Genomic DNA, 24,509 nt, shown 5'->3' on the forward strand with positions numbered 1-24,509 from the left:
TCGGCAAGGCCCCGACGGCTGAAAGCGGCCGCGCAGCGCCTACAGCTCTGGCACGCCGAACAAGATCGCACAGTGCGACGCTCGATCCGCGATCTACCGCCGAACCCGGCTGCCGGATCTGTCCGGCCTGCCGAGTTGCTAGCGGCATGGGACGGCCTGGGCAGCGCGCTGCGAACCCTGAACGACCGGCCCGCTCGAGCTTCTTGTCAGCGCTCATGGAATTCCGCAGGTCTGAGGGGTTTTCGCTCACGTAATTCCGCGGGGTGTCGCTCACGTAATTCCCCACCGGGACGGTGAGCGCGTCGCCCGTGCTGGGTCCTCGCATCGGAACAGGCTTGACCGGTTCACATCAGGTGGCCGGGGAGCGCAATGTGGCGAGGAGAACGTTCGACGTGACGGATGTGACCGAGATCCTGGTCCACTGGTATGCGGGTCGCTCGCAGAGCGAAGTCGCGACCAGCCTGGGCGTGGACCGCAAGACGATCAAGAAGTACGTGACCCCGGCGATCGAGGCCGGCATCGTCCCTGGTGGGCCGGTGATGACCACCGCGGACTGGGCCGAGTTGACCAGCAAGTGGTTCCCGGCGGTCGCCGACACGAGGCTGCGGCAGACGACCTGGCCGCAGATCGAGGCGCATCGTGACTACATCGCGGCGATGCTCAAGGCCGGGGTCACCCAGGCCACGATCTGGCAGCGGCTGCGCGACGAACGGGACCTGCTGGCCAGTCTGGCATCGGTGAAACGGTGGGTCGCGGCGAACCTGCCCGAGGAGATCCGCCGCGACCGGGTCACCGTGCTGATGGACGAAATGGACCAACGCGCGTGGACCGAGTGCCATGTCGCGGCGTTCGACTTCTTCGGCGGGGTGCCGGCCCGGCTGGTGCCGGACAACCTCAGGACCGGGGTGGACAAGCCGGACCTCTACGACCCGAAGATCAACCGCTCGTATGCCGAGCTCGCCGAGCACTACGGCACCCTGGTCGATCCGGCGCGGGCGGCGAAGCCGAAGGACAAACCGCGGGTGGAACGGCCGATGCCCTATGTCCGGGACTCGTTCTGGCGCGGCCGGGAATTCGTGTCCCTGCAACATATGCATGAACAAGCCGCACTGTGGTGCAAGGACGTCGCGGGGCGGCGGCAGTGCCGCCCGCTCGGCGGCGCGGCACCGCTGTCGGTGTTCGAAGCGGTCGAAGCCAGCGAGCTGACTCCCTTGCCTCGCAAGCGGTTCGTGCTCGCCACCTGGTCCACCGGCACGATCGGGCCGGACGTCCACGTCCGGGTGGGGAAGTCGTTGTATTCGGTGCCGTGGCGGCATCTCGGCCGCCGGGTCGACGCCCGCGAGACCCCGACGGTGGTGCAGATCTTCGACAACGGGGAGCTGATCGCGACTCATGGTCGCCGACCGGCGGGGAAGTCGACCGACCTGTCGCACTATCCGCCGGAGAAGATCGCGTTCAAGATGCGGACTCCGACCTGGTGCCGCAGCCAGGCCGCCGACATCGGCCCGGCCTGCGTCGCGTTGATCGCCGCGCTGCTGGAGGTCAACGCCCTGTTCCGGCTGCGCGCGGCGCAAGGCGTCCTCGGGTTGGCCGGCAAGCACGGCGCGGCCCGGTTGGAGAAGGCCTGCGCCCGCGCGATCGAGGTCGGTGACCCGACTTACCGCACGGTGAAAGGGATCCTGGCCGCCGGAACCGAGGCCGACCCGCCGCCGGAGCCGACCGGCGACGCGGGTGCCGCGGCGCACCTTCATGGTCCTTCGCAGCTGTTCGCGAACGTCGTGGCCCTGCCCACCTCGAACATCCAGCCCGCCGCGGACGACGTCACCACGAGCGTCGATCACGGCACCGATGCCCACGACGAGCGCGGCGGCCGGAGCACTCCTGCCCCTACCGAGCCCCGCCAAGCAGGCCCTGGTTCCGCCGCTGACAGTGAGGAAGCATCGTGACCGTCGTCGACACCGCGCTGCGCGACGCCCTGCGCACGCTCAAGCTGTCCGGGATGCTCGACAGTCTCGACGCCCGCCTTGCCCAGGCCCGCGGAGGGGAGCTCGGGCACCTGGAATTCCTGCAAACCCTCTGCCACGACGAGATCGGCCGCCGGGAGCTGACCGCGATGGGCCGCCGGCTGCGCCGCGCGCACTTCGACACCGAAACCACGTTGGAGGAGTTCGACTTCCACGCCAGCCCCAAGCTGCCCGCCGCGCAGATCCGCGATCTCGCCGCGTTGCGGTGGCTGCACGCCGGGGAGTCGGTGATCCTCTACGGCCCGGTCGGGGTTGGCAAGACTCACGTCGCGCAAGCGTTGGGGCACATGGCGATCCGGCACGGCGCGGACGTCCGCTTCGCCAAGACCAGCCGGGTCCTGGCCGACCTCGCCGGCGGGCACGCCGACGGCACCTGGGGCCGGCGGCTGCGCGAGCTCGCCCGGCCACCGGTGCTGATCCTCGACGACTTCGGCATGCGGGAACTCACCGCGCGCCAAGCCGACGACCTCTACGAGCTGATCAGCGAACGCGCCGGTCGCTCGCTCGTGCTGACCAGCAACCGGTCACCCGTCGACTGGTATCCGCTGTTCCCCAACGCCGTCGTCGCCGAGTCCCTGCCCGACCGGCTGATCAACACCAGTCACCAGGTGTTCATGAACGGCCCCAGCTACCGACCCAACAAGCGGCCCCGGAGTGTCGCCGACGACAAGAAGCAGACCACCGAGTAGAACATCACCAGGACCCACCACCTGCGGAATTACTTGAGCGCAGGCCCCGGGAATAACGTGAGCGTTCACATTCTCTGTCACGAGCACTGGTCGCCTACCTGAAGCTGGAGGACGCTGCCCACCTGGGCATCGCAATGCCGCCCGCACCGCAACTGTTCGACATTTCCTCGTCGGCAACCGCCGACGCCACGCTGAAGTTCTACTCTGCGCTTCCGCCGCATCCGTTCTCCGCGCTGCGCGGGCACCCGAGCAAACCGGGATTCACCGCGGCGCGCGAAATTCTGCGCCGGCATCCGGAGGTGCTGCTGGCGGATCCGGAAGTCTTGGCACCGATGCTGAGAAGGCGCCACATCGACGACGACCGGCTAACAGCGGGCACCGCGTTGCTCGGACTCGCCAAGCGAGGGCACGCCGAGATCGGTTTCCGTTACCTCGAGGAGATCCGACACCGGACCCGGCTGGACACGATCCACCAGCAACTGGCTCCGCTCCTGGGCACCCGCCGCGGAACGGGCCGGCCGGTCGCGCTCGATGTGCTGGAACTGGCCGACTTGACCGACCGCGCGACACCAGGAACCGAAGTCGCGCTCGGCCGGATGGTCCGGGCACTGGCCTACGCGGCGCGGGGCAAGGACGCCGAATCCCGCGCGGAAGCCGAAGCGGCCCAGTTCAAGGTCCTGCAGACACTTGCCTGGACCGAGATCGTGACCGCGGTGCGGCGATACCTGCCGGAGCTCGACCGCCAGCTCTCCCGCGTGCAGACGGCCATCGGAGCTTGCCGGCCCGAAGTGTCCCGTCGGTGAAGCACACCGAATCCGGCTGTTGCCCGGGATAGCACCGTGCGGAAGTCCTTCGTCTGCCCGATCGGCAAGACCAGCACGCACGCCGCGCACGACAACAGCGGATCCGGAACCGTTCCTGGCCGGCCGAATCCGTCGTGGCCCGTTCGTCTCTCCGCCTTGGCCGATCGCACCTCGCCCTGGTCGACCGTTCCTCGATTCCCGCACATTCGGTGACATCATCTGACCCCCTAACGGGCGACGGCGTACCGCCGTTCGCCAGGCCACGTCAGACGGGAGGCACCAACCCAGGGTCATTCGATTCGCCAGGGTGCCGCGTCCGCCGGCATTCTGGCCGCCGTCGCCGGGAACAGGTCCGACGTTCCCCGCAAATCCCATGGTGCACCAGGCAAACCGGGCTTTCGGCGAAGCACCGCCGGCTTGACCTCCCACCTCGACCGAACGGTCCGACCATGAACGACGCGCGCGCTGTTCCCTTGCTATTGTCCGCAGCCGATCCGAACGGCATCCGGGACCAAGCTCGACAGCTCGGCGCGCGGTTGAACCAGGATCCGGGCTTGGGCCCGAGCGAGATCGTCGATCTGGCGGGCCCGCACCGCCCTGGATCCGCACACCGTGCGGCTCTCGTCGCGGCCAGTGGCGTGGACCTGGCGGAGGGCCTGCGCGCCCTCGCCGAGGGCCGCACCTACCCCGGGGTCTTCACCGGAACTGCGGTCCCGTCGCCAACGGCATTCCTGGTCACCGGCGCGGGCGCGGAGTGGACCGGCATGGTCGCCGCGTTGTGCACGGAGTTCCCCGAGGCCAACGCCGTCCTGGACCGGCTGGACGGGATCGCGTCGCCGAGCATGCAGCATTCGCCGCGGCAAGTCCTGCTGGCCGAAGCGGGGGCGGCGGAAGCCGCGCTGCTCACCCGGATCGACTACGCGCAGATCGCGTTGTTCGTGGTCCAAGCCGGTCTCTTCGCCGTGCTGCGCGCTCGCGGCGTGCTTCCCGACTATGTCTTCGGTCATTCGGCCGGGGATCTGGCCGCCGCGTACCTGGCCGGCGCCCTGGTCTTCGACGACGCGGTCCGGCTCCTGGTCACGCGGGCGAATCTGATGCGCACCCTCGCCGACGGCGGCGCGATGGTTTCGCTGCAGGCAGCGGAATCCGAGGTCCAGGCGGTTCGCAGGGACTTTCCTGGCACATTGTCGATCGCTGCCGTCAACGGCCCGCGGGCAACCGTGGCATCGGGCGATGCCGAAGCGGTCGCAGCTGTCGCCGACTATTTCGCGAAGCAAGGACGAGCGGTCAAACGGCTCCCGATCGACGTCGCTGTGCATTCTGCCCGCGTCGATCCCATTCTGGCCGACCTCCAGCAGAGCGTCAGAGGCCTCCAATTCCGTACCCCGGAGGTACCGCTCGTCTCGGGAATCACCGGAACAGCCGACGACACGGTGGCCACGGCCGGTTACTGGGCGCGCAGCATGCGCGAGCCGGTGCGCTTCTCCGACGGTATCGCCTGGCTGTACGAGCAAGGTGTGCGGACTTTTGTGGAGGTCGGCCCGGACGCCGTGCTGAGCCCGATCGTGTGGGATTGCCTGGCTGGCGAACACGCCGTCGAGACGGTCCCGCTCCTGCGCAAAAGCCGGCCGGTGGCCGGCTCTATCGCCACTGCGACTGCCCAGTTGCATGTGCGCGGCACCGATTTCTGTCCGCCGGAACCAGCCGAAGATCTGGCCGAGGTCGTCCGCGCACACACAGCGGGTGTGCTGGGTTTGCGCTCCCCGGACGATTTCGACCCGAACCGCAGCTTTCACGAACTGGGCTTCGATTCGGCCGCGGCCGTCGAGCTGTGTGCGCGGATCGCGCGCGACGCTGGGACCGAGCTGCTGCCGACAGTGCTGTTCGACCACAGCACCCCGGCCGCACTCATCTCCCATCTCAGGGGACTTCCCGTCCGCCGCACCGTCCGATCGGCGCTTCCCGATTCGGGCGATGACCCGATAGCTGTCGTGGGCATGGGCTGCCGGCTGCCGGGCGGGCTGGCCTCTCCCGAACAGTTCTGGCAGGCGCTGCTCGCCGGCCGGGACGCGGTGGGTCCCTTCCCCGCAGATCGGAACTGGGCCGCGGATCTGTACGACCCGGATCCGGACCGGCCGGGCAAGACTTACGCCGCGGCCGGCGGATTCCTGACCGAAGCCGCGTTGTTCGACGCCGAGTTCTTCGGAATCTCGGAGCACGAAGCGCGGGCGATGGACCCCCAGCAGCGGATCATGCTGGAAATCTGCTGGGAGGCCCTCGAACGCGCGGGAATCGACCCCGCGTCCCTGCGCGGCAGCGCGACCGGTGTCTATTTGGGCGCGACCGCTCAGCCGTACGGCCCGGCGCTCGAAGAATCGGCGGGAGTGCTCGACGGATTCTTGCTCACCGGCACGACTCCGAGCGTGCTGTCCGGCCGTGTGGCCTACGCGTTGGATTTGCACGGCCCGGCGCTCACCGTGGACACCGCCTGTTCGGCGTCCCTGGTCGCGCTCCACTTGGCGGGCAGGGCGCTGCGGAGCGGGGAATGCTCGCTGGCGCTGGCAGGCGGGGCCGCCGTACTGGCGACCCCCGGTATGTTCGTGTCCTTCGCGCGGCAACGCGGGCTGGCCCCAGACGGGCGGTGCAAGGCGTTCGCCGCCAATGCCGACGGTACCGGTTGGGGCGAAGGTGCGGGCGTTCTGGTACTGGAACGGCTGTCGGACGCTCGCCGCCACAGGCATCCGGTGCTCGCACTCGTGCGAGGCAGCGCGGTGAATTCCGACGGTGCCTCGAACGGCCTGACCGCGCCGAACGGCCTCGCGCAACAGGATGTCATCCGGGCGGCGTTGGCCGATGCCAGCCTTGATCCGGCCGAGGTGGATGCGGTCGAAGCACACGGGACCGGCACCCGGCTCGGCGATCCTGTCGAGGCGCGGGCGTTGCTCGCGACCTACGGCCAGGACCGCCCCGCGCATCGGCCGCTCCTGCTCGGATCAGCCAAGTCCAACCTCGGGCATCTCCAGACCGCGGCGGGGGTCGTCGGCGTCATCAAGACGATCCTGTCGTTGCAGCACGAGACCTTGCCCAAAACGCTGCACGTCGACGAGCCGACCCCGCAGGTGCGGTGGGATCCCGATCGGATCGCGCTGCTGACCGAACCCGCACCGTGGCCGCGCGGCGAACGGCCGCGTCGAGCCGGTGTCTCAGCGTTCGGCATCAGCGGCACCAACGCGCATGTGCTCGTGGAGGAAGCCCCGCTGGCTCAGAAAACGCGGGAAGCCGAGGAACCGGACAGCTGGCTCGCCCTCCCCCTGTCCGCGAAAACCGAGGCCGCGCTGCACGCGCAAGCGGGACAGCTCGCCGCGTACCTGCGCGGCTCCGAACGTCCCGCACTCCGGCAAGTGTGCCGCCAGATGGGACGGCGGGCGAGTTTTCCCTGGCGCGCCGTCGCTGTCGGCGATTCGGCGTCAGCGCTGGCGGACGGCCTGTTCGCGGTCGCCAGCGGGGCGTCTGCGATAAGCGTGTGGGCCGGGCGGGCCGTTGACGCCCCGCTGGCGGTGCTGTTCTCCGGACAAGGCAGCCAGTACCCCGGAATGGGCAAGGGGCTGTACGCCGAGTTCCCCGAGTTCGCCCGCGTTTTCAACGAGATATGCGCGCTGTTCGACGCCGATGCCGGGGGCAGTCTGCGCGATGTAGTCTTCGGAGACGAACAGCTGCTCGCCCGCACTAGGTGGGCGCAACCGGGCCTGTTCGCCATTGAGCTCGCGTTGTTCCGCCTGCTCGAATCCTGGGGCGTACGCGCCCACGTGGTGCTCGGTCACTCGCTCGGCGAGCTTGTCGCGGCTCACGTCGCTGGAGTCTTCAGCTTGCCGGATGCGGTACGCGTGGTGTCCGCGCGAGCCCGGCTCATGGAATCGGTCCGGGCCGAAGGCGCGATGGCGGCCCTTGACGCCACTGAGGCGGAGATCCGCCAAGCTCTCGCGGAACTGGGGCTGGATGCCAGTATCGCCGCCGTCAACGGGCCGGACAATGTGGTCGTGTCCGGACGCACCGAAGAGATCCGTGCGATAGCTTCGGAGTTCGAAGCTATCGGACGCCAGGTCTGGCCGCTGAGAGTCAGCCATGCTTTCCATTCCCCGTTGATGAACGACATGTGCGCGGAGTTCGAGGCAGTCCTGCGCACCGTCGACTTCCGTCCGCCGGTCCTGCCGATCATGGCCAACGCGTCCGGGAGCCTCGTCCAGGACCAGATGTGCCGCCCGGAGTACTGGGTACAGCACGTCCTCAGCACCGTCCGGTTCGCCGATGGCGTGCACGCGGCCTGGGCGGTCGGCGCACGGGCGTTTCTGGAAGTCGGTCCGGGCGCTGCCCTCGCTGTCCAAGCTCGCGCCTGCCTGACCGAAAAGGACGCGGTGGTCGTCGAGTGTCTCCGGCGCGGGCGGGCGGAGCCGGCGACGATCGTGCGAGCGGCAGCTCAACTTCAGGTCGCCGGATGTCCGATCGATCTGCGTGCGATGACGGACAGCACCCGGCGAGGCTCCGGGAGCCCGGCGGACGTGCTGCCTGACCTGCCGACCTATCCCTTTCAGCACCAGCACTTCTGGGTCGGGCGCTGCGCAGCGCGGAACCGGCCCGGATTGACCGTTCCCGCTCCCGTCCGCGCGATCGCAGCCCCGTCCGCCGGCCTGCTCGACCTTGTCCGCCGGGAGGCCGCGGCTTGCTTGGGCTCGAGCGACCCGGACGAAGTGCAGCCGCGCCAAACCTTCTCCGAAGCTGGTCTCAGCTCGGTCAGTGCGTTGGAGCTGCGCACCCGGCTGACCGCCGCGACAGGTATCGCGCTCCCTTCGTCGGTTGCCTACGACCACCCCACGCCGGCCGCGCTCGCCGAGCACCTGAGCCGGCTGGCTCCCGCTGAATCAGCCCCGCGCCGGACCGAGCCCGCCGTGAGTCCGGCGGTCGCCGCGCACAGCGTCGGCCCCGTTGCCGCACCGCCGCTCGCCGATCCAGGTCGTGAGCCGATCGCCATCGTCGGGATGGGCTGCCGCTTCCCCGGCGGTGTCCGAACGCCGGAGCAGCTGTGGGACCTGGTGGCCGCGGGCCGCGACGCGGTGAGCGGATTTCCGGCCGACCGCGGCTGGCCCGCCGATCTGTACCACCCCGATCCCGACCAGCCCGGCAAGTCGTACTGCGCCGGAGGCGGTTTCCTGGACGACGCGGCGCTTTTCGACCCGGAGTTCTTCGGCATCGCACCCCGGGAGGCGATCGTGATGGACGCCCAGCAGCGGCTGCTGCTGGAGACCACGTGGGAAGCCGTCGAACGGGCCGGCATCGATCCGATATCGTTGCGCGGCAGCGAAACCGGCGTGTTCGTCGGCATCACCTACCAGGACTACACGCCGCGCTGGGTCGACCGGCCGCGTGCGATGCGCGCACACGAGGGGTACCTCCAAAGCGGTGTCGCCGGCAGCACAGCAACCGGGCGAGTGTCCTACTTCTTCGGTTTCGAAGGCCCGTCGATCAGCGTGGACACTGCCTGTTCCTCGTCGCTGGTGACCTTGCACCTGGCGATCAACGCGCTGCGCGCCGGGCAGTGCCCGCTGGCCGTCGCGGGCGGTGCGACGGTGATGGCCACGCCGCAGTCGTTCGTCGAGTTCTCCCGGTTGCGCGCTTTGTCGCCGGACGGCCGGTGCAGGTCCTTTGCCGCCGGAGCCGACGGCACCGGCTGGGGTGAGGGCGTCGGCGTCCTGCTGCTCGAACGGCTGTCGGACGCGCAGCGCCTCGGCCACCCGATCCATGCCCTGGTGCTGGGGACCGCGGTCAACTCGGACGGCGCGTCCAACGGGTTCACTGCGCCCAACGGCAACGCACAACAGCGCACGATCCGGAACGCGCTCCGCGACGCCGGGATCGCGGCCCGCGACATCGACGTCGTCGAAGCGCACGGCACCGGCACCCGGCTCGGCGACCCGATCGAGGCGCAAGCGCTCTTGGAGACCTACGGTCGCGACCGCGTTCCCGGCCGTCCGCTCTGGCTGGGATCGGTGAAATCGAACCTCGGGCACCCGCAGACCTCCGGCGCTGTCGCCGGGATCATCAAGATGGCCGGAGCCTTCCGGCACGGAGTGCTCCCGAAGACGCTGCACGCGGACGAGCCCACCCCGTTGATCGACTGGCCGACCAGCGGTTTGGCGCTCCTGCACCGCGAACGGCCGTGGCCAGCCGGCGATCAGCCGCGCCGCGCGGCCGTCTCCGGGTTCGGCATCGGCGGCACGATCGGCCACGCGATCCTCCAGGAGCCGCCCGTCCCGGACGCCGCGGGATCGGCGTGGACCGGGCCGGCGGCCTGGGTACTGTCCGGCCGCACACAGGCCGCCTTGCGGGACCAGGCACGGCACCTGTGCGACTTCCTCCTGTCGGCACCGGAGCACGCAGTCGCCGACGTCGCTTATACGCTCGCTCGCCGCTCAGTCTTCCGCTGGCGTGGTGTCGTCGTCGGTTCCTCGGCGGAGCAGCTCCTCGAAGGCCTCGCGCTGCTGGCGAAAGGCGAAGACGGGCCCCGAGTGCGAAGCGGCCAGGGACACGACCAGTCACCCCGCCCCGCGACCGAATTCGCCGGGGCCGACCTGACCGCGCTGGTCGAACTGGCCGACAAGCACGTGTGCGGGGATCCGATCGACTGGACCGGAATCTTCTCCGCCGGAAATCTCGTCGACGGTCTGCCCGCCTACGCGTTCCAACAGCACCGGTACTGGCTCTCCGCCGAGCCGGAAGCCCTGCCCCGCCCCGGCCACCCGTTCCTCGACGATCCTGTCGAGCTGGCGGTCGGATCCGGTTCGGTACTCGACGGCCGTGTCTCGCTCCGCGCCGCGCCCTGGCTGGCCAGCCACACCGTGCTCGACGAGGTGTTGTTCCCCGGAACCGGATTCGTCGAACTGGCGCTGCAAGCGGGGAGGCAGCTCGGCAGCACGCACCTGACCGAACTGACCCACCACAACCCGCTGGTCCTGGACGCGGCACCAGAGGTCCGGCTTCAGGTTACGGTCGGGGAATTGGCCAACAACGGCGTACGCCAGTTCGACATCCACTCTTCGGTTCCCGGAAGTCCGAAGTGGACACACCACGCATCCGGCACGCTCGCGGCGGTACCCCCGGGCGACGTTGTCCAGGATGGTGCCGAGTGGCCGCCGGCGGACGCGGTCCCGGTCGAAGTTCCGGGACTCTACCGGGACCTCGCCGCACGTGGGTACGACTACGGATCCGCGTTTCGCGGCTTGCGCAGAGTGTGGCGGTCAGCTGACGAGGTCTTCGCTGAAGTCACGCTGCCGGCCGACGCGGCGCAGAGCGGTTTCACCGTGCATCCGGCGCTGTTGGACGCGTGCCTGCACGGTGTCGCCGTCCTGGACGACGGCGACACCGTGCTGGTTCCGTTCTGCTGGAGCGGAGTGACCGCTTCCGACGCGCTGGGCACGACGGTTCGGGTCCGGTTGACCCGGGCCCCCCACGACCAGGTTTCGCTCTCCGTTGACGACCTGGCTGGCCGTCGCCTCCTGACAGTGCAGAAGCTCGCGCTCCGGCCGCTGACCACCGCCACTGAGCAAAACTTGCACGACGTGCTCTTCGCGCCGGAGTGGGTACCGGTTCCTCTTTCTCCCGCAGCGGCGCAACCAATCGTGGTTCTGGACTGGGACCAGCTCAGCCCGGACGACGATCTGCCGCCGCTCGTGGCGGCGCGACTCCCCGGCTTCGGCGCGGCTCGGCTGGGAGACGAGGAACTGGTGGGGGCAACCCACTCGGCCCTTCACCGCACGCTCGCGATGCTGCGCGCTTGGCTGGCCAAGCCGGAGACGTCGCGGTTGGTCGTTCTGACCGAGCAGGCGGTGTCGACCTGGGACGGCGAGCCCGTTGCCAACGCCGTCCACGCCGCCGCGGCCGCGCTGGTGCGCAGCGCGCAATTCGAACACCCAGGCAGGTTCGTCCTGGTCGACATCGACGAGACGGGACCGGTGGCGCTACCCGCGGGGCTCCCGCCGGACGAGCCGCACCTCGCGCTCCGGAACGGACGTTTGCTGGCTCCCCGATTCGCCCGGGCCGTCGCGAAGAACGCCGAAATCGACCTGTCCGCCGGCACCGTTTTGCTGACCGGCGGCACGGGCGGGCTCGCCGCCGAGTTCGCCGAATACCTGGTAACCCGTTGCGGCGCCATGCACCTGCTGCTCGCCAGCCGGAGCGGTGCGCAATCGGCCAGTGCCGGCCGCCTGCGCGCCCGGTTGCTCGATCAGGGCGCGACAACGGTCGACCTCGTCTCCTGTGACGTAACCAATCGCCTCGCGGTCAGCCGACTGGTCGGCGGCGTCGACCCAGCGCACCCGCTCGTCGCAGTCGTGCACCTTGCCGGCGTGCTCTCGGACGCGACCGTGACGACGATGACCGCGGACGACATCGACGCGGTCGCCGCACCGAAAGTGGATGCTTTGGTGCACCTCCACGACCTCACGCTCGACTGCGACCTGCGGCTGTTCGTCGTTTTCTCCTCCGTCGCCGCGACAGTAGGCGCACCGGGACAGGGCAATTACGCCGCCGCGAATGCCTTCATGGAGGCGTTGATGGCGCAACGGCACGCTGCCGGGCTGCCGGGTACGGCGCTGGCCTGGGGGATGTGGGCAACCTCCGAGGGGATGCGTGCCGGGGTAAGCGATTCCGGGCTCGCCCGAATCCGGAGATACGGACTTCGCCCGATCACTACGGCCGAAATGTTCTCCGCGTTCCGCGCAAGCTTGGGCTCAGATCTGCCCGTATTGCTGCCAGTTCCGATCGATCGCGCGGTACTGCGTGCACAAGCCGGCACTGGAGCCACCCCTCCGTTGCTCCGCGGGCTCTTCCCGGCGACAGCCGTGCGCGGCGGGCAGCGGCCGGCCCCAGCGAACCGGGGGCCCGACCGAGCTGTCCTGGTCGGCGCGGACCGGCGCTCGGCAGTCGAGTTGATCCGCGAGCAAGTCGCGGCTGTCCTCGGGCAGAATTCCCCTGCGGAAGTGGATCCCGAAGCCGCGTTCTTCGACATGGGTTTCGATTCGCTGTCCTCAGTGGAACTGCGCAATGCACTGGCCGCGGCCACTGGCGTCAGCCTGCCGGCGACCCTGCTGTTCGACTATTCCGACGTGACGAAGCTTGCGGACTACCTGCTCGGCCAGGTCGATCCGGCGTCCGCTGCGGACTCCCCGACCACCGGATCGGCGATCAGCGACATGACCGCGGACGAACTTGTCGCCTTTGCCTTGCGCAACGAGGCCCGCTGATGGCCGCTCCCACTTCCGCGCAGCTGACCGAGGCGCTCCGGGTCACGCTGCTCGAGAACGAGCGTCTCCGCGCGCGGCCGCCCGAGGAACCGATCGCGGTGATCGGAGCCGGCTGCCGGTTTCCCGGCGAGGTGCGCACCCCCGAACAGTTGTGGGACTTGGTGGCGGCCGAACGCTGCGCCGTCACCGAGTTTCCGGTCGACCGGGACTGGCCCGCGGACCTTTATGACCCGGCCCCAGGCAAGCCCGGGAAATCCCGCTGCCGGCATGGCGGGTTCATCGACGTCAAGGGCTTCGACGCCGATTTCTTCGGCATCGGCGAAGCCGAGGCACTGCTGATGGACCCACAGCAACGGCTCATGCTCGAAACCTCCTGGCACGCGTTCGAACATGCGGGAGTCGACCCGACAGCACTCCGGCAGAGCCCCACCGGCGTGTTCGTCGGCGTCATGTACAACGACTACACCCGCCGCATCGACGCGGCCGGGATGAACCACGCCGAGCACTACCTGACCAGTGTGACCAGCAGTGTGGTGTCCGGACGGGTGGCTTACGCCTTCGGCCTCGAAGGGCCCGCCGTGACGGTGGACACCGCGTGCTCGTCGTCCCTGGTCGCCGTGCATCTGGCGAGCACCGCGCTCCGCGCCGGCGAGTGTTCCTTGGCCCTGGCCGCCGGAGTGACCACGATGGCGACGCCGGCGATGTTCGTCGAATTCAGCAAACACGGGATCGCTGCGGACGGCCGCTGCAAAGCCTTCTCCTCCGCTGCCGACGGCACCGGCTGGGGCGAAGGCATCGGCGTGCTCGTGCTGGAACGGCTGTCCGATGCGCTCCGGAACGGCCGCAACGTACTCGCCGTGCTTCGCGGCTCCGCAGTCAGTCAGGACGGCGCGTCCAATGGCTTGACTGCTCCCAACGGTCGCGCCCAGCAGCGTGTTCTGCGCGACGCGCTGGTTCGCGCTGGCCTCACCGCGAACGACGTGGACGCCGTCGACGCACACGGAACCGGAACTCCGCTCGGGGACACTGTCGAAGCAGGAGCGCTCCAAGCCGTCTACGGCCGCGAGCGCGAACCGTCTCGACCGATGTGGATCGGCTCGGTGAAATCCAACATCGGGCACACGCAGGCAGCAGGGGGCGTGGCGGGATTGATCAAGATGATCTGGGCGGTCCGGCACGGCGTACTGCCGAAGACGCTCCACGCGGATCCGCCCTCGACCGAGGTGTCTTGGCCGGACACCGGCCTGGCCGTGCTGACCGAGACCCGTCTGTGGCCGGAGACGGGGCGAGCCCGCCGTGCCGCTGTCTCCGCCTTCGGAATCAGCGGCACGCTCGCGCACGTCATCATCGAGCAAGCTCCCGAGACGGAGGGCACTGGACCGTCCGGACCTGCCCAATCGATACCGTGGCTGCTCGACGCACCTACCGAACTCGCGCTGCGCAAGCTGGCTGCAGCGCTGGCTACCCTGATCTCCGGACAGGCCGGGCTGACTCGATCGGACGTCGCCGTCTCGTTGCCCTCGCGCTCGGGATTCCCTTGGCGAGCCGTAGTGCTGGCCGAAAAGCTGTCGAGGGGAATCTCCGCACTGCGAGCCTTGGCCGCCGGTCGTCCCGACCCGGCGTTGTCGATCGGCAACCGCCAGCCGGCCTCGGTCGGATACGTTGTGCCGAACGGACTTCGGGGCGCCGAACAGCTCGCCCTGGCCGAGGAATTGGCTGAATGGGGCATTCGGCCCGCCTTCCTCATCGCACATCCCGGCGTCCCCGAGGAAACGGGCAAAGCCATCGCCCGCGCGTCCGGCATGACGGAGGCGTCGATCGCGGTCACCGCCGATCTGGATCAAGCAGTCGCCAACCGGTCCGCCGACCTCCTGCTGGCGCTCGGGTCCGAGGTCCGCGGAACCATCGCGGCTTCCGGGCCGGGCAGCGCACTGGCTCGCACGCTGGCCTCCCTGCACGTTCGCGGCGCACCCGTCAGCTGGAAACCGCTCACCCGGGGCCGCCGCACGGCGCTGCCCGGATATGACTTCGAACACTCGGACTTCTGGCTCTGAGTGCCTTTCCCCACCACAGCAGGAAGGAATCCGAATGATCGTGTCAAGCCACTGCGGTAGCGGGTTGTGGCGCGGTCGGTGTGAACTTCCGGCCGTCGCGCAGCAGCGCCCAGAGCACGTCGACCAAGGGCCGGGCCAGGGCGAGCAGGGCCTGGGTGTGGAGGAGTCGTTCGCCGCGTTTCTTGTCGTAGAACACGCGGGAGGGTCCGTTGACCTTGAGACTGGACAGCGCGGCCATGTAGAATACCCGTCGCAGCCTGCGGTTATAGCGTTTGGGGCGGCGCAGGTTGCCGGTGACCCGGCCCGAGTCTTGAGGCACGGGAACGAGCCCGGCGCAGGAGGCCAGTCGCCCGGAGGTGGCGAAGGCGGCGAGATTCCCGCCGGTGGACACGAGGAACTCCGCGCCCAGGACCGGCCCGAGACCGGGCAGCGATTCGATGATCTCCGCCTGCGGATGTGCCCGGAACCGGCTGGTGATCAGCTTGTCGGTGTCCTTGATCTGCCGGTCCAGGTCGAGCAGCTGACGGGCCAGCCCGGCGATCAGCGCGGCGGTGGTCGTCTCGCCGGGCAGCCGCAGCGTCTGGGCTCCGGCGGCGGCCACCGCGTCGGCGGCCATGCCGGGGATGCCCTTGGGCCAGGCGCCGTGCTCACGCAGATAACTGTCCACGCCGGACTGACCGGCGTCGCGGATCGCTTGCGGTGTCTGGAAACCGGTGAGCAGGACCAGGGCGCTGCGGGTGGAGTAGTCGAAGGCGCGTTCCAGCGCGGGGAAGATCCCGGTCAGCAGGTCGCGCAGCCGGTTGACGCCGCGGACCCAGTCGGCCATCAGGTCCTCGCGGTGCGCGGTGAGCCGGGTCAGCTCGACGACCAGGTCGTCAGTGACGGCGACCGGCGTCAGATCGGTGCGCATGCGCGCGGTCTCGGCGATCACCCGGGCGTCTTTGGCATCCGACTTCGCCTCGCCGCGGAACACGCCGGTCATCCGGTTGACGACCCGGCCGGGCACATAAACCACCTGCTGCCCGGTCGCGATCAGCACCGCCGTCAGCAGCGCGGCGGCGTTGCCGGTCAGATCGATCGCCCACCGCACCTCGTCGGCGCTCTGGCCGGCGCGGGCCACGAGCTGCTCGATCGCGGCCTGGTCGTTGACGACCTTCTGCGAGAACACCACCTTCCCGGCCGGGTCCGTCACACACGCGTGATGCGTCGCCTTGCCCACATCGACACCGACCCACACCAGCGGCCGATCCGTCACGCTCATTCTCCTGTCGTCGCAGGCCAGCCCCATGGACAACCCCGCCAACAGGTCCCTAAACAGCGACGGTCCGCAGCAGATCTGAATCAGTGGCCAGGGCGTCCAGAACGACGGGGCGGCCATTCCTTCCGAGCCACCAAGCGGCAGACAACGATCAGCCACACCCCATCGCCCTGGGCATCCGGGGCACTCACCCCGAACAACATCAACCTTAGGGACAGCGATATGCATGTGGGATACCACGTCGGGTGGCAGAACTATCGGCCGGATCTCAGCGACGAGCAGATGTACCATGCGGAATTGGCGCTGCTCGACCAGGTCGAGGACCAAGGATTCGACTCCGTCTGGTCCGTGGAGCACCATTTCGACGGCTTCGCGATGTGCCCGGATTCGACCCAGGTGCTGTCCTATCTCGCCGCGCGCACCAAAACCATTCCGCTGGGCACCGGCGCGGTCATCCTGCCGTGGCACGACCCGCTCCGGGTGGTCGAACAGCTGGTCGTGCTCGACATCCTGAGCCACGGCAGGCTGCTCGTCGGCCTGGGGAGGGGACTGGCGAAGATGGAGTACGAGGGGTTCCGGGCGGACATGAACGAATCCCGGGAGCGCTTCGACGAAGCCGCCCGCATGGTGCTGCGAGGCTTGGAAACCGGGAAAGTGCGCAACGACGGACCCTTCTACCCCCAGCCTCAAGTCGAAGTCCGCCCTCGGCCCAGCCGCTCGTTCGCCGACCGGATCTTCTGCGTGGCCATGTCGCCGGACTCCCAGCTGATCGCGGCCGAGCTCGGCGCCACGATGATGACGTTCGTCCAACACCCCGCTGACGTCCTGGCCGCGGCCGTGGGCGGGTACCGCGAGCTCTTCCGGCAGCGCCACGTCCGCGAGCCGGCGCCCGCGGTGCTCACTGACTTCACCTACTGCCATGCCGATCCGGCGGAAGCGGAAAGGCGCGCTCGCGAAGCGATCGGAAACTATTTCGTTTCGGTCGTCCAGCATTACGACTTCGCCGGCGACCACTTCGCCCGAACCAAGGGATACCTCGATTACGCCGAAGGTGCGGCCGCGATCCGCGCGGCCGGGATGGACAACGCCGCGCAGGCTTTCGTGGACTCGCAAATCTGGGGCACTCCCGACCAGATCGTCGAAAAGTACCGCAAACGCCTGGCACTGACCGGGCCGGTGCAAGCCAACGTGGTGTTCTCCCATGGCGGCCTGAACCACGACGAAACCGCGGCGAGCCAGGACCTGTTCGCTCGCGAAGTCCTGCCCGAACTCAAGAAACTGTGAAGGAGATCGATCCGATGGCCGAAGACGTGAACCCGCAGACGATCGTCCAGCTCAGCGTCGGCTTCTGGGCTTCCAAAACCCTGCTCAGCGCGTCCGAGCTCGGGGTATTCACCGCACTGGCCGACCGGCCGAAGACCAGCGCCGAGCTGACGGCCGAACTCGGCCTGCACCCGCGCGGCAGCAAAGGGCTCCTCGACGCGCTGGTGGGCCTCGGCTTGCTTGAACGCGAAGGCGACGACCTTTACCGCAACACCGTCGAGAGCGACACCTTCCTGGTTAGCGGCCGGGAAACATACATGGGCGGCCTGCTCGCCTTGTCGAACGGGCACATGTGGGACGCCTGGTCGGGGCTGACCACGGCGCTGCGCACCGGCGAACCGCAGAACGGATTGCGCGGCCAGGCGGACGGCACCTTTTTCGACAACTTGTACCAGAACCCAGTCGAGCTTCAGGAATTCGTCGCCGGCATGAGCGGCGGCAGCACCGGGCCGGCTCGGGCGCTCGCCGATCGATTTCCGTGGGAGCTGCATCGCTCGGTCATCGACATCGGCACCGCGCAAGGCCGGTTGCCGGTCGAGCTGGCACGCCGGCACCCGCATCTGTCGATCGGCGGGTTCGACCTTCCGGCCATCCGCCCGATCTTCGAATCGTATGTGAAAGAGCGCGGCCAGAGCGACCGAGTGACCTTCTGGCCTGGCGACTTCTTCGTGGACGACCTGCCTAAGGCCGACGTGCTGGTGATGGGGCACATCCTCCACGACTGGAGCCTGGAGGAAAAGAAAATGTTGCTGGCGAAAGCGTGCGCCGCACTGCCGCCTGGCGGATCGCTGATCGCCTACGACGCGATCATCGACGATGACCGGAGGCAGAACACTTTCGGCTTGCTGATGAATCTGAACATGCTGGTCGAGACCCGCGACGGATTCGACTACACCGGAGCCGAGTGCGAAGAGTGGATGCGCGAAGCGGGCTTCTCGACAGTGACGATCGTCCCGCTCGTCGGCCCGTACTCGATTGCGGTCGCGACCAAGTGACGAACCACAGGGTCTTGGCATGGGCTTGTTCTGCCTGAGTCCAGGAAGCACGCGCCCGCCACTTCGAAATATTCGTCATGCCGCCCGGCGTGACCAGCTCCGGCGACAGGCAGCCGGCTAGTGTCCTGCGCCGTTAATTCGTCGTCAGTTATAGCCTGATGGTATGTCTGGTGGTGTCGCAGGACGTCGGGGGCCGAAACTTGAGCCGGTAATCCTCACCGATGAGGAGCGGTCCACGCTGGAACGCTGGGTGCGGCGACGAAATTCGGCGCAGGCTTTGGGCGCACGCTCTCGAATTGTGTTGGCGTGCGCCCAGGACGGTGTGCCTCCGGTCGCGGGTGTGGCGAAGGATCTCGATGTCTCGCCGGACATGGTCCGCAAGCGGCGTCGACGATTCCTCGCGCACCGTCTGGATGGGTTGGTCGATGAACCTCGGCCCGGTCGTCCGCCGGTGATCGGGGTCGAGGACGTGGAAGCGGTCGCGGTGGCGACGCCGGAGGAAATTCCGAAAGAAGCTACGCACTGGTCGCGGGCGTCGATGGCGCAGCACAGCGGCTTGTCCAAATCGACTGTCGGCCGGATCTGGCGCAGATTTCAGCTCAAACCGAATCTGACCGACACCTTCACACTGTCGACCGATCCGTTGTTCGTGGAGAAAGTGCACGACGTTGTCGGATTGTATTTCAATCCACCCGACGGCGCGATCGGCCTTTCTGTTGACGAGAAGTCGCAGATCCAGGCTTTGGAATCGGTCCCTGCCGGTGCTCCCGATGATGCCCGGCACGCCTGAGCGTCGTACTCACGACTACGTCCGCAACGGTCTGACCACGCTGTTCCCGGCAACCGCGGCCGGCTACCGGCATCTGCTGGTCTGGGCGCGTACGTTCGGCACGCTGCGGCGGGCCGGGGTTGAGTGCACCGGCTCCTACGGCGCGGCGCTGGCTCGGCACTTGCGAGCCGGGGACGTGCAGGTGATCGAGATCAGCCAGCCCGACAAGGCCACCCGGCGCCGACGCGGCAAGACCGACGCCATCGACGCGGAAACAGCCGCTCGCGCCATCATTTCCGGTCGGGCCACCAGCAGCGGGAAAACCGGCGACGGGCCGGTGGAAATGATACGAATGTTCAAGCTGGCCAAGGCATCCGCCGTCAAGGCCCGCACGCAGACGCTCAACCAGCTCAAGGCCGTCCTCGTCGCCGCAGAACCGGCTCTGCGCGAGGAGCTGGCAGGGCTGAGCAACCCCGTTCTGTTCCGGCGCTGCGCACTACTCGACACAACCACGCCCAGTGATGTCACCAGCGCGGCCGCCTACACGGTGCGGCTGCTCGCCAGCCGGATCCACGAGGTGACCGATGAGATCCACGACCTGGAAAAGCAGATCGCCGCTACTGTCTCCAGGCACGCTCCAGCACTGCTCGAGCGGCCCGGGATCGGCCCAGACAGTGCAGCAGCGCTGCTCATCACCGCCGGCGACAACCCCGATCGGCTCCGCAGCGAGGTGTCCTTCGCAGCACTTTGCGGGCGCCAGTCCCATCGAGGCATCCTCGGGGAAAACCCAACGACGGTGCCTCGACTGCGGCGGCGACCGCCATACCAACGCCGCGCTCTACCGCATGACGCTCTCGCGGCTGCGCTGGGACGGGCGCAGCCGCGACTATCTCGACCGACGCATCAGGGAAGGCAAAACCCGCCGCGAGGCCATCCGCTGTCTCAAACGCTACATCGTCCGCGAGATCTACTCTCTGATCACACGCCCCACACCGGAACCCGACACGCAACAACGCACTTCCGTCGCTTGACATCCATAGGGGCATCTGCGGCACCCACTAAACACCCGCGATCCGGGCGTGGCTGGAACGCCGCCCTCGTTTTCACATGCACTTCACTCCAACCGGTTCCTTCTGGATCAATCAGGTTGAGCGGTGGTTCGGTTTCCTTGCTGATCAGCAGATCAAGGCGCGGCGCCCGCAAGAGCGTCCAGAACCTCGAAGCCGACATCCGCTCGTGGATCAAGGAATGGAACAACAACCCCCATGCCTTTCACCGGACCAAGACCGCCGCCGAGATCCTCGAGTCACTCGTCAACTTCTGCCGACAAATTTCTGACGCAGGACACTGGTCGACCTCGACCGGAATCTGCGGATTTGACGCCAGTTGACCGAGGGGTCTCGTCGAGTGTAGACAATGCGGCAACCGCCGCACCATCGTCACGTGGCCCGTCGGCGAGGTGTTTATCCGGGTCGAGGCATACTCCATGCTCGTTATTTCCGCATCCGCACGCTGAATCAAGTCCGAAGGCGACGGGACTCCGGATACGGCTGGCGGGGACGACCGGCACGCGGAACCGGGGCCTTGGCCGGACGCCGTGGTCGAGGGCTGGGCTGGCGAGGCGAGGGGCGAAGCGCGAAGCTCTCGGGAAGCACGTTCGAGCGAAGACGGGGCAGGGTTCGCGGTGAACGTCGGTTCCGAGGTGGAGGGCTGTGGATGAGGGGCCGGGGCCGGTCAGGGGTCCGGGCTGGTACGCGGTGCGTGACCGGACCGCACAGGTTGGACGATGCGTGGGGTTTCCGCCGTCAACGAGCTCGCCCTCGCATTCGGCGGGGAAAGCGGGAACCGGAACTTGCAGGCCGCACAACTGTGAACGCTGACCACGGCGGGAGCGGGCCCAGGCAGGTCGAGGGCGGAATGCTTGCGATGAAGGATTCGTGAAGAAGCCAGGTCGAGCATTGGACGGGTGAGAAGACAGCGGAACTGGCGCAGTGGCGAGGGTGACCGAGCTCGGTGAGCGCCCGTTGGTCGATGCGGGAAGCGCGGTCTGGAGAGGTGATCGCATTGCCGAGGGCTGGACCGGCTGAAATGCGACCGGCAGGCCCGGGCGGGTTCAAAATGCTCGCTGTGATTGCGTGAGTTCTCAGTGGTTCACGCGCCGTCTCAGCAGGAAGATGTCCTGACGGATTGCACCTTTCGGGCTTGATGGAGCTCGTGCGGGTAATTGTTTCGCGCAACTAGGACAAAGTTTCTGACGTTGAACGTGAAAGGATGTTTCATGCGAATCAAACGGACGCGAGCACGTGTCGTCTCCATTGCATTGGCCGCGGCGGCAGCCATGGCTGTGCTGCCTCAAGCGACGGCCTTTGCGGCGGACTGCCCGAACGGCTTCCTCTGCCTCTACAAGGACACCTCCTGGGGTGGGGATGTATTGCTTTTGAACGACCATTCGTTCAATGTCGGGGCGGACTTCAACGACAAGATTACCTCATTCAGCAATCATACGGATCGGTCTTGGTATCTTTACGAGAATGTCAACTACGGGGGACGTCTCTTGGTTATTGCCGCTCCTCGTACTGCTTCCGCGAACGTAGGTTCGGCTGCCAATGACAAGACCACCAGCGTCTGGTGAGCGGAACTGGCCATCTCGCGAAATCGCGGGAAGCGCCATCGGTTGCGGATTCGGTTCGTCCGCCAAGCTGATGACGCCGATGGAGAGTCTGCGAGATCTGTCAATGGCGCGCGGAACCCGTGGGTTCCCGCCGGGAATCCGTTGGCTCGGCTGGGCTCCGGGCAGAGGTCGGCTTCGTGCCGCGCGTCAGGTTCTCGACGGGGTACCCGGCCGCGGGCGGTGCTGTGGATCGGAGACGTGTTCGTACCGCGACGACACCGCCGGGAACCGCTGCCATTCGCATGCGAAGGCAGGAGATCGGTGCGACATCGGCTGGCCCGGCAAATCCTTTGTCGGGCCAGCTGGATGACCCGTAGCATCGGCCAGGTGCGCTAGCGGTGCGGACAACTCCGGGGGAACGCCTGCATGCGCCGCGCGACCGAGTCGCTGCTGCCGGTTTTCGGGCGGAAGGTCCTGAGCCGCCCTTCGGCCACAGGGATCTATCCGGCAGCCAAGGACGACAACGAGGTCCGAGGCAACGCCTGCCGGCCGCGTCGCCGGCCGACTGGCGCGAGGTGCTCGCGTCCGAACGAGACGAGTTCTCCGAACTCGGGTTCGCAGTGACCGTCGTCGTGCACGCGGCCGGCGAAATTCGCGTGCGGCTACCGGAATCTGCCGGTCGCGTACGGGCGAGCGGGCCGTCTCCCAGCGACCGTCACTGTTCGAGCCAGCCGTGCGCCTGTGCAACCTCCGCCACCCGGTGGCGTACGGCGACGATCTGCGCTGCGGTCAACTCTGGCACGCCCGTCAACAGGGCTTCGGTGAGTTCTCGGGCGAATTCTGCCGGCATGAGCACGTCGCAGAGCACTTCCTCGCCGCCCGCCGCCGGAGTCTGGCCTGGCTCCGCCACAGGTACCTCCGCGAGGTTTGACAGCTGGACATCCGACGCCTTCATGCCGCGGGCACCGTCCTTCGCCACGAATCGTACTTGCACGCCGGGCGTGAGCAGGCGCTTGTCGAAACTGATGTCGTTGGCGTGGACGAAGACATCGTCTCCGCCTGCGTCGCGGGACACGAATCCGTATCCGCGTGCCGAGTCGAACTTGACGACTGTTCCTGTTTCCGTTTTCATGCGTAAAACCCCGCCTGTTCGCGTCCGGCTCACCGGTTTCACCGCTTGTCTCCGAAATGTCACAAGAAGTTCTTTCGACATACGGTACGGAGTGTAGTGGCGGATCGGTATACGGGTCACGGACCAGGGGATGTTGCCCAGTGGCTCGACCCAAATGGGCAGTACTGGGCTGGCCAGGCGGTCATCGGTCCGTCGCTCGGCTGCCGCGCGATTGTGGTTGCGGCCGCCGCGACGGCGGGTGCTCGGGATGCTGCTGTGCAGCGTTAGCGATCTCGATATGCGAAGGTGGCATCATAGTGTCGGCAGGGGAGTTCGGGCAGTGTCGCGCCCGCGCGATTGCGTGGAACTGCTGTGTTCGATGAGGTACTGGGCGCGGTCGCTTGGTTTGTGAACGCGACCACTGTCGCATGTCAACGACGCGGGGCGGCTCGGCCGCTGGGCGGAGGCGGGCAGCCGAGTAGGCAACCGTCTGACTGCGCCTGTGCGGCCTTCGTCTTCTTCAGAAGTGTGATCGAGTTCGTCGCGGAAGTCCGGGGAAGGGCTGACCGGCGGAGTCCGGTGTCGCCGGGCGTCGAGCCGATTGGCCCGAAGCTCACGTCCGGAGCCAATGCGGAAGCGGGCTGCCGCAGTCTTCGGGAAAACCCTCGCGAACCTGGCAACGCGGTGGAATTGCCTGTCTTTCAGGGGTGAATGTGCAGCACGTATTTCCTTTCGGGTCGCGAATGCGGCGGCACAGGGTTTGCTTAACGGGCGCACAGCTGGCGCACAGGTTGATTCGGGAAAAATGATCCGTACGGCATCAGAAAAAGGAGAAGACAATGGCGACTCGGTTCAATGAAGAAAACCGTCCGGCAGACGTCGAAGCCGCGGAGCCGGGTGCTCCGGCGATGCGCCCGAAGAACGGCCGCCGGCGCCGGAATGTTCTCGTCGGCGCGGCTGCCGCGGCGATCGTGGTCGGCGGCGGGTTCGCGGCCTTCGCGGGCATCAGCGCCGCGGAAGGCGGCCCAGCGGCGTGCGGCCCGGCCGCCGGCGCGCACGGCTGCCGCTTCGGCGGCCCGGGCGGTCCCGGCGGGCCCGGCGGGCCGGGCGGCGCACCGGGATTCGGCGCCGGAATGCTGCACGGCGACGCGGTCGTGACGAATCCCGCCGGCGGCACCACGACGCGGCGGATGCAGAACGGGGTGGTCACCGCGATCAGCTCCGGTTCGCTGACCTTGACCAGTTCGGATGGCTACCGGCAGACCTACGTGCTCGATTCCGGCACCCGGGAGCCCGGCGCGCTCAAAGCCGGAGACAAGGACGTCCGAGTCCTGGCCGAAGTGGACGGAACGAAAGCGGTCGCGAAATTCGTGGGCCAGCGACCGGCCGGGGCGGGCCCGTCCGGCGGGCCTGCCCGGCGTGGCCCGCGGCCGGCACGGCCGAACGGCTGATCGAGCGGGAACCCTTGCGCGGGGCGCGGCGGACAGGCGGTCCGGGCAGGCCCAGAAGGGGTTCCCGGCGCCACCACTAACATCCTCCCTCCTGCCTCGCGGTCACCCTTCCTCCTCCGATCACGTCC

The 24,509-nt window shown here is 67.9% G+C and carries 11 protein-coding genes and 3 pseudogenes; 12 read left to right on the forward strand and 2 right to left on the reverse strand.

From position 1 onward, the window contains the following. The first annotated feature begins 392 nt into the window (after nt 1-392). The 5 genes and pseudogenes from ACZ7SW_RS35840 to ACZ7SW_RS35860 form a co-directional block, all read left to right on the forward strand. On the forward strand, nt 393-1,946 hold the full coding sequence (locus ACZ7SW_RS35840) for an IS21/IS408/IS1162 family transposase (protein ID WP_470234804.1): 1,554 nt from the start codon (nt 393-395) through the stop codon (nt 1,944-1,946). Next, nucleotides 1,943-2,713, forward strand: coding sequence for an IS21-like element helper ATPase IstB (gene istB, locus ACZ7SW_RS35845; protein ID WP_470234805.1), 771 nt, complete (start codon nt 1,943-1,945; stop codon nt 2,711-2,713). The genes ACZ7SW_RS35840 and istB overlap by 4 nt, the downstream gene beginning before the upstream one ends. Nucleotides 2,714-2,847: 134 nt before the next feature. After that, nucleotides 2,848-3,516: a hypothetical protein gene (locus ACZ7SW_RS35850; RefSeq protein ID WP_470234806.1), complete on the forward strand. Its 669-nt coding sequence runs from the start codon at nt 2,848-2,850 to the stop codon at nt 3,514-3,516. Between the two features lie 449 nt (nt 3,517-3,965). Continuing rightward, nucleotides 3,966-12,809 (forward strand): SDR family NAD(P)-dependent oxidoreductase, encoded by an 8,844-nt coding sequence (locus ACZ7SW_RS35855; RefSeq protein WP_470234807.1) that lies wholly within the window; start codon nt 3,966-3,968, stop codon nt 12,807-12,809. An 83-nt stretch (nt 12,810-12,892) separates the two neighbouring features. Further along, nucleotides 12,893-14,863, forward strand: a pseudogene (locus tag ACZ7SW_RS35860) (type I polyketide synthase); the annotation flags it as partial. 43 nt (nt 14,864-14,906) lie between these two features. Here the strand turns inward: ACZ7SW_RS35860 and ACZ7SW_RS35865 are convergent. Then, the gene (locus ACZ7SW_RS35865) at nt 14,907-16,124 is read right to left on the reverse strand and encodes an IS110 family RNA-guided transposase (protein WP_470234808.1); all 1,218 of its coding nucleotides are present in this window, start codon (nt 16,122-16,124) and stop codon (nt 14,907-14,909) included. Between the two features lie 219 nt (nt 16,125-16,343). On the opposite strand from ACZ7SW_RS35865, the gene ACZ7SW_RS35870 reads away from it, so the two are divergent. From ACZ7SW_RS35870 to ACZ7SW_RS35895, 6 genes and pseudogenes are all read left to right on the forward strand, one after another. Further along, the gene (locus tag ACZ7SW_RS35870; RefSeq protein ID WP_470234809.1) at nt 16,344-17,405 is read left to right on the forward strand and encodes an LLM class flavin-dependent oxidoreductase; all 1,062 of its coding nucleotides are present in this window, start codon (nt 16,344-16,346) and stop codon (nt 17,403-17,405) included. Nucleotides 17,406-17,419: 14 nt separating this feature from the next. Continuing rightward, a complete protein-coding gene (locus ACZ7SW_RS35875) occupies nt 17,420-18,439 on the forward strand; it encodes a class I SAM-dependent methyltransferase (RefSeq protein ID WP_470234810.1) in 1,020 nt (339 codons plus the stop codon). Between the two features lie 163 nt (nt 18,440-18,602). After that, nucleotides 18,603-19,296: pseudogene (locus tag ACZ7SW_RS35880) on the forward strand (IS630 family transposase); the annotation flags it as partial. A gap of 36 nt (nt 19,297-19,332) precedes the next feature. Then, nucleotides 19,333-19,578 (forward strand): annotated as a pseudogene (locus tag ACZ7SW_RS35885) (IS110 family transposase); the annotation flags it as partial. Between the two features lie 214 nt (nt 19,579-19,792). Next, nucleotides 19,793-20,239 carry a transposase gene (locus tag ACZ7SW_RS35890; RefSeq protein WP_470234860.1) on the forward strand — a complete coding sequence of 149 codons (447 nt, stop codon included), beginning with the start codon at nt 19,793-19,795 and terminating at the stop codon, nt 20,237-20,239. A gap of 1,247 nt (nt 20,240-21,486) precedes the next feature. Beyond that, complete coding sequence (locus ACZ7SW_RS35895; protein ID WP_470234811.1) at nt 21,487-21,840, forward strand: peptidase inhibitor family I36 protein; 354 nt, start codon at nt 21,487-21,489, stop codon at nt 21,838-21,840. 694 nt (nt 21,841-22,534) lie between these two features. Here ACZ7SW_RS35895 and ACZ7SW_RS35900 read toward each other — a convergent pair. Further along, entirely contained in the window at nt 22,535-22,951 is a 417-nt protein-coding gene (locus ACZ7SW_RS35900; protein ID WP_470234812.1) for a cold-shock protein, read from the reverse strand. An 818-nt stretch (nt 22,952-23,769) separates the two neighbouring features. Here ACZ7SW_RS35900 and ACZ7SW_RS35905 point away from each other — a divergent pair. Continuing rightward, a complete protein-coding gene (locus ACZ7SW_RS35905) occupies nt 23,770-24,381 on the forward strand; it encodes a hypothetical protein (RefSeq protein WP_470234813.1) in 612 nt (203 codons plus the stop codon). Nucleotides 24,382-24,509: the final 128 nt, after the last annotated feature.

The sequence above is a fragment of the Amycolatopsis sp. NPDC114484 genome (assembly GCF_055633755.1).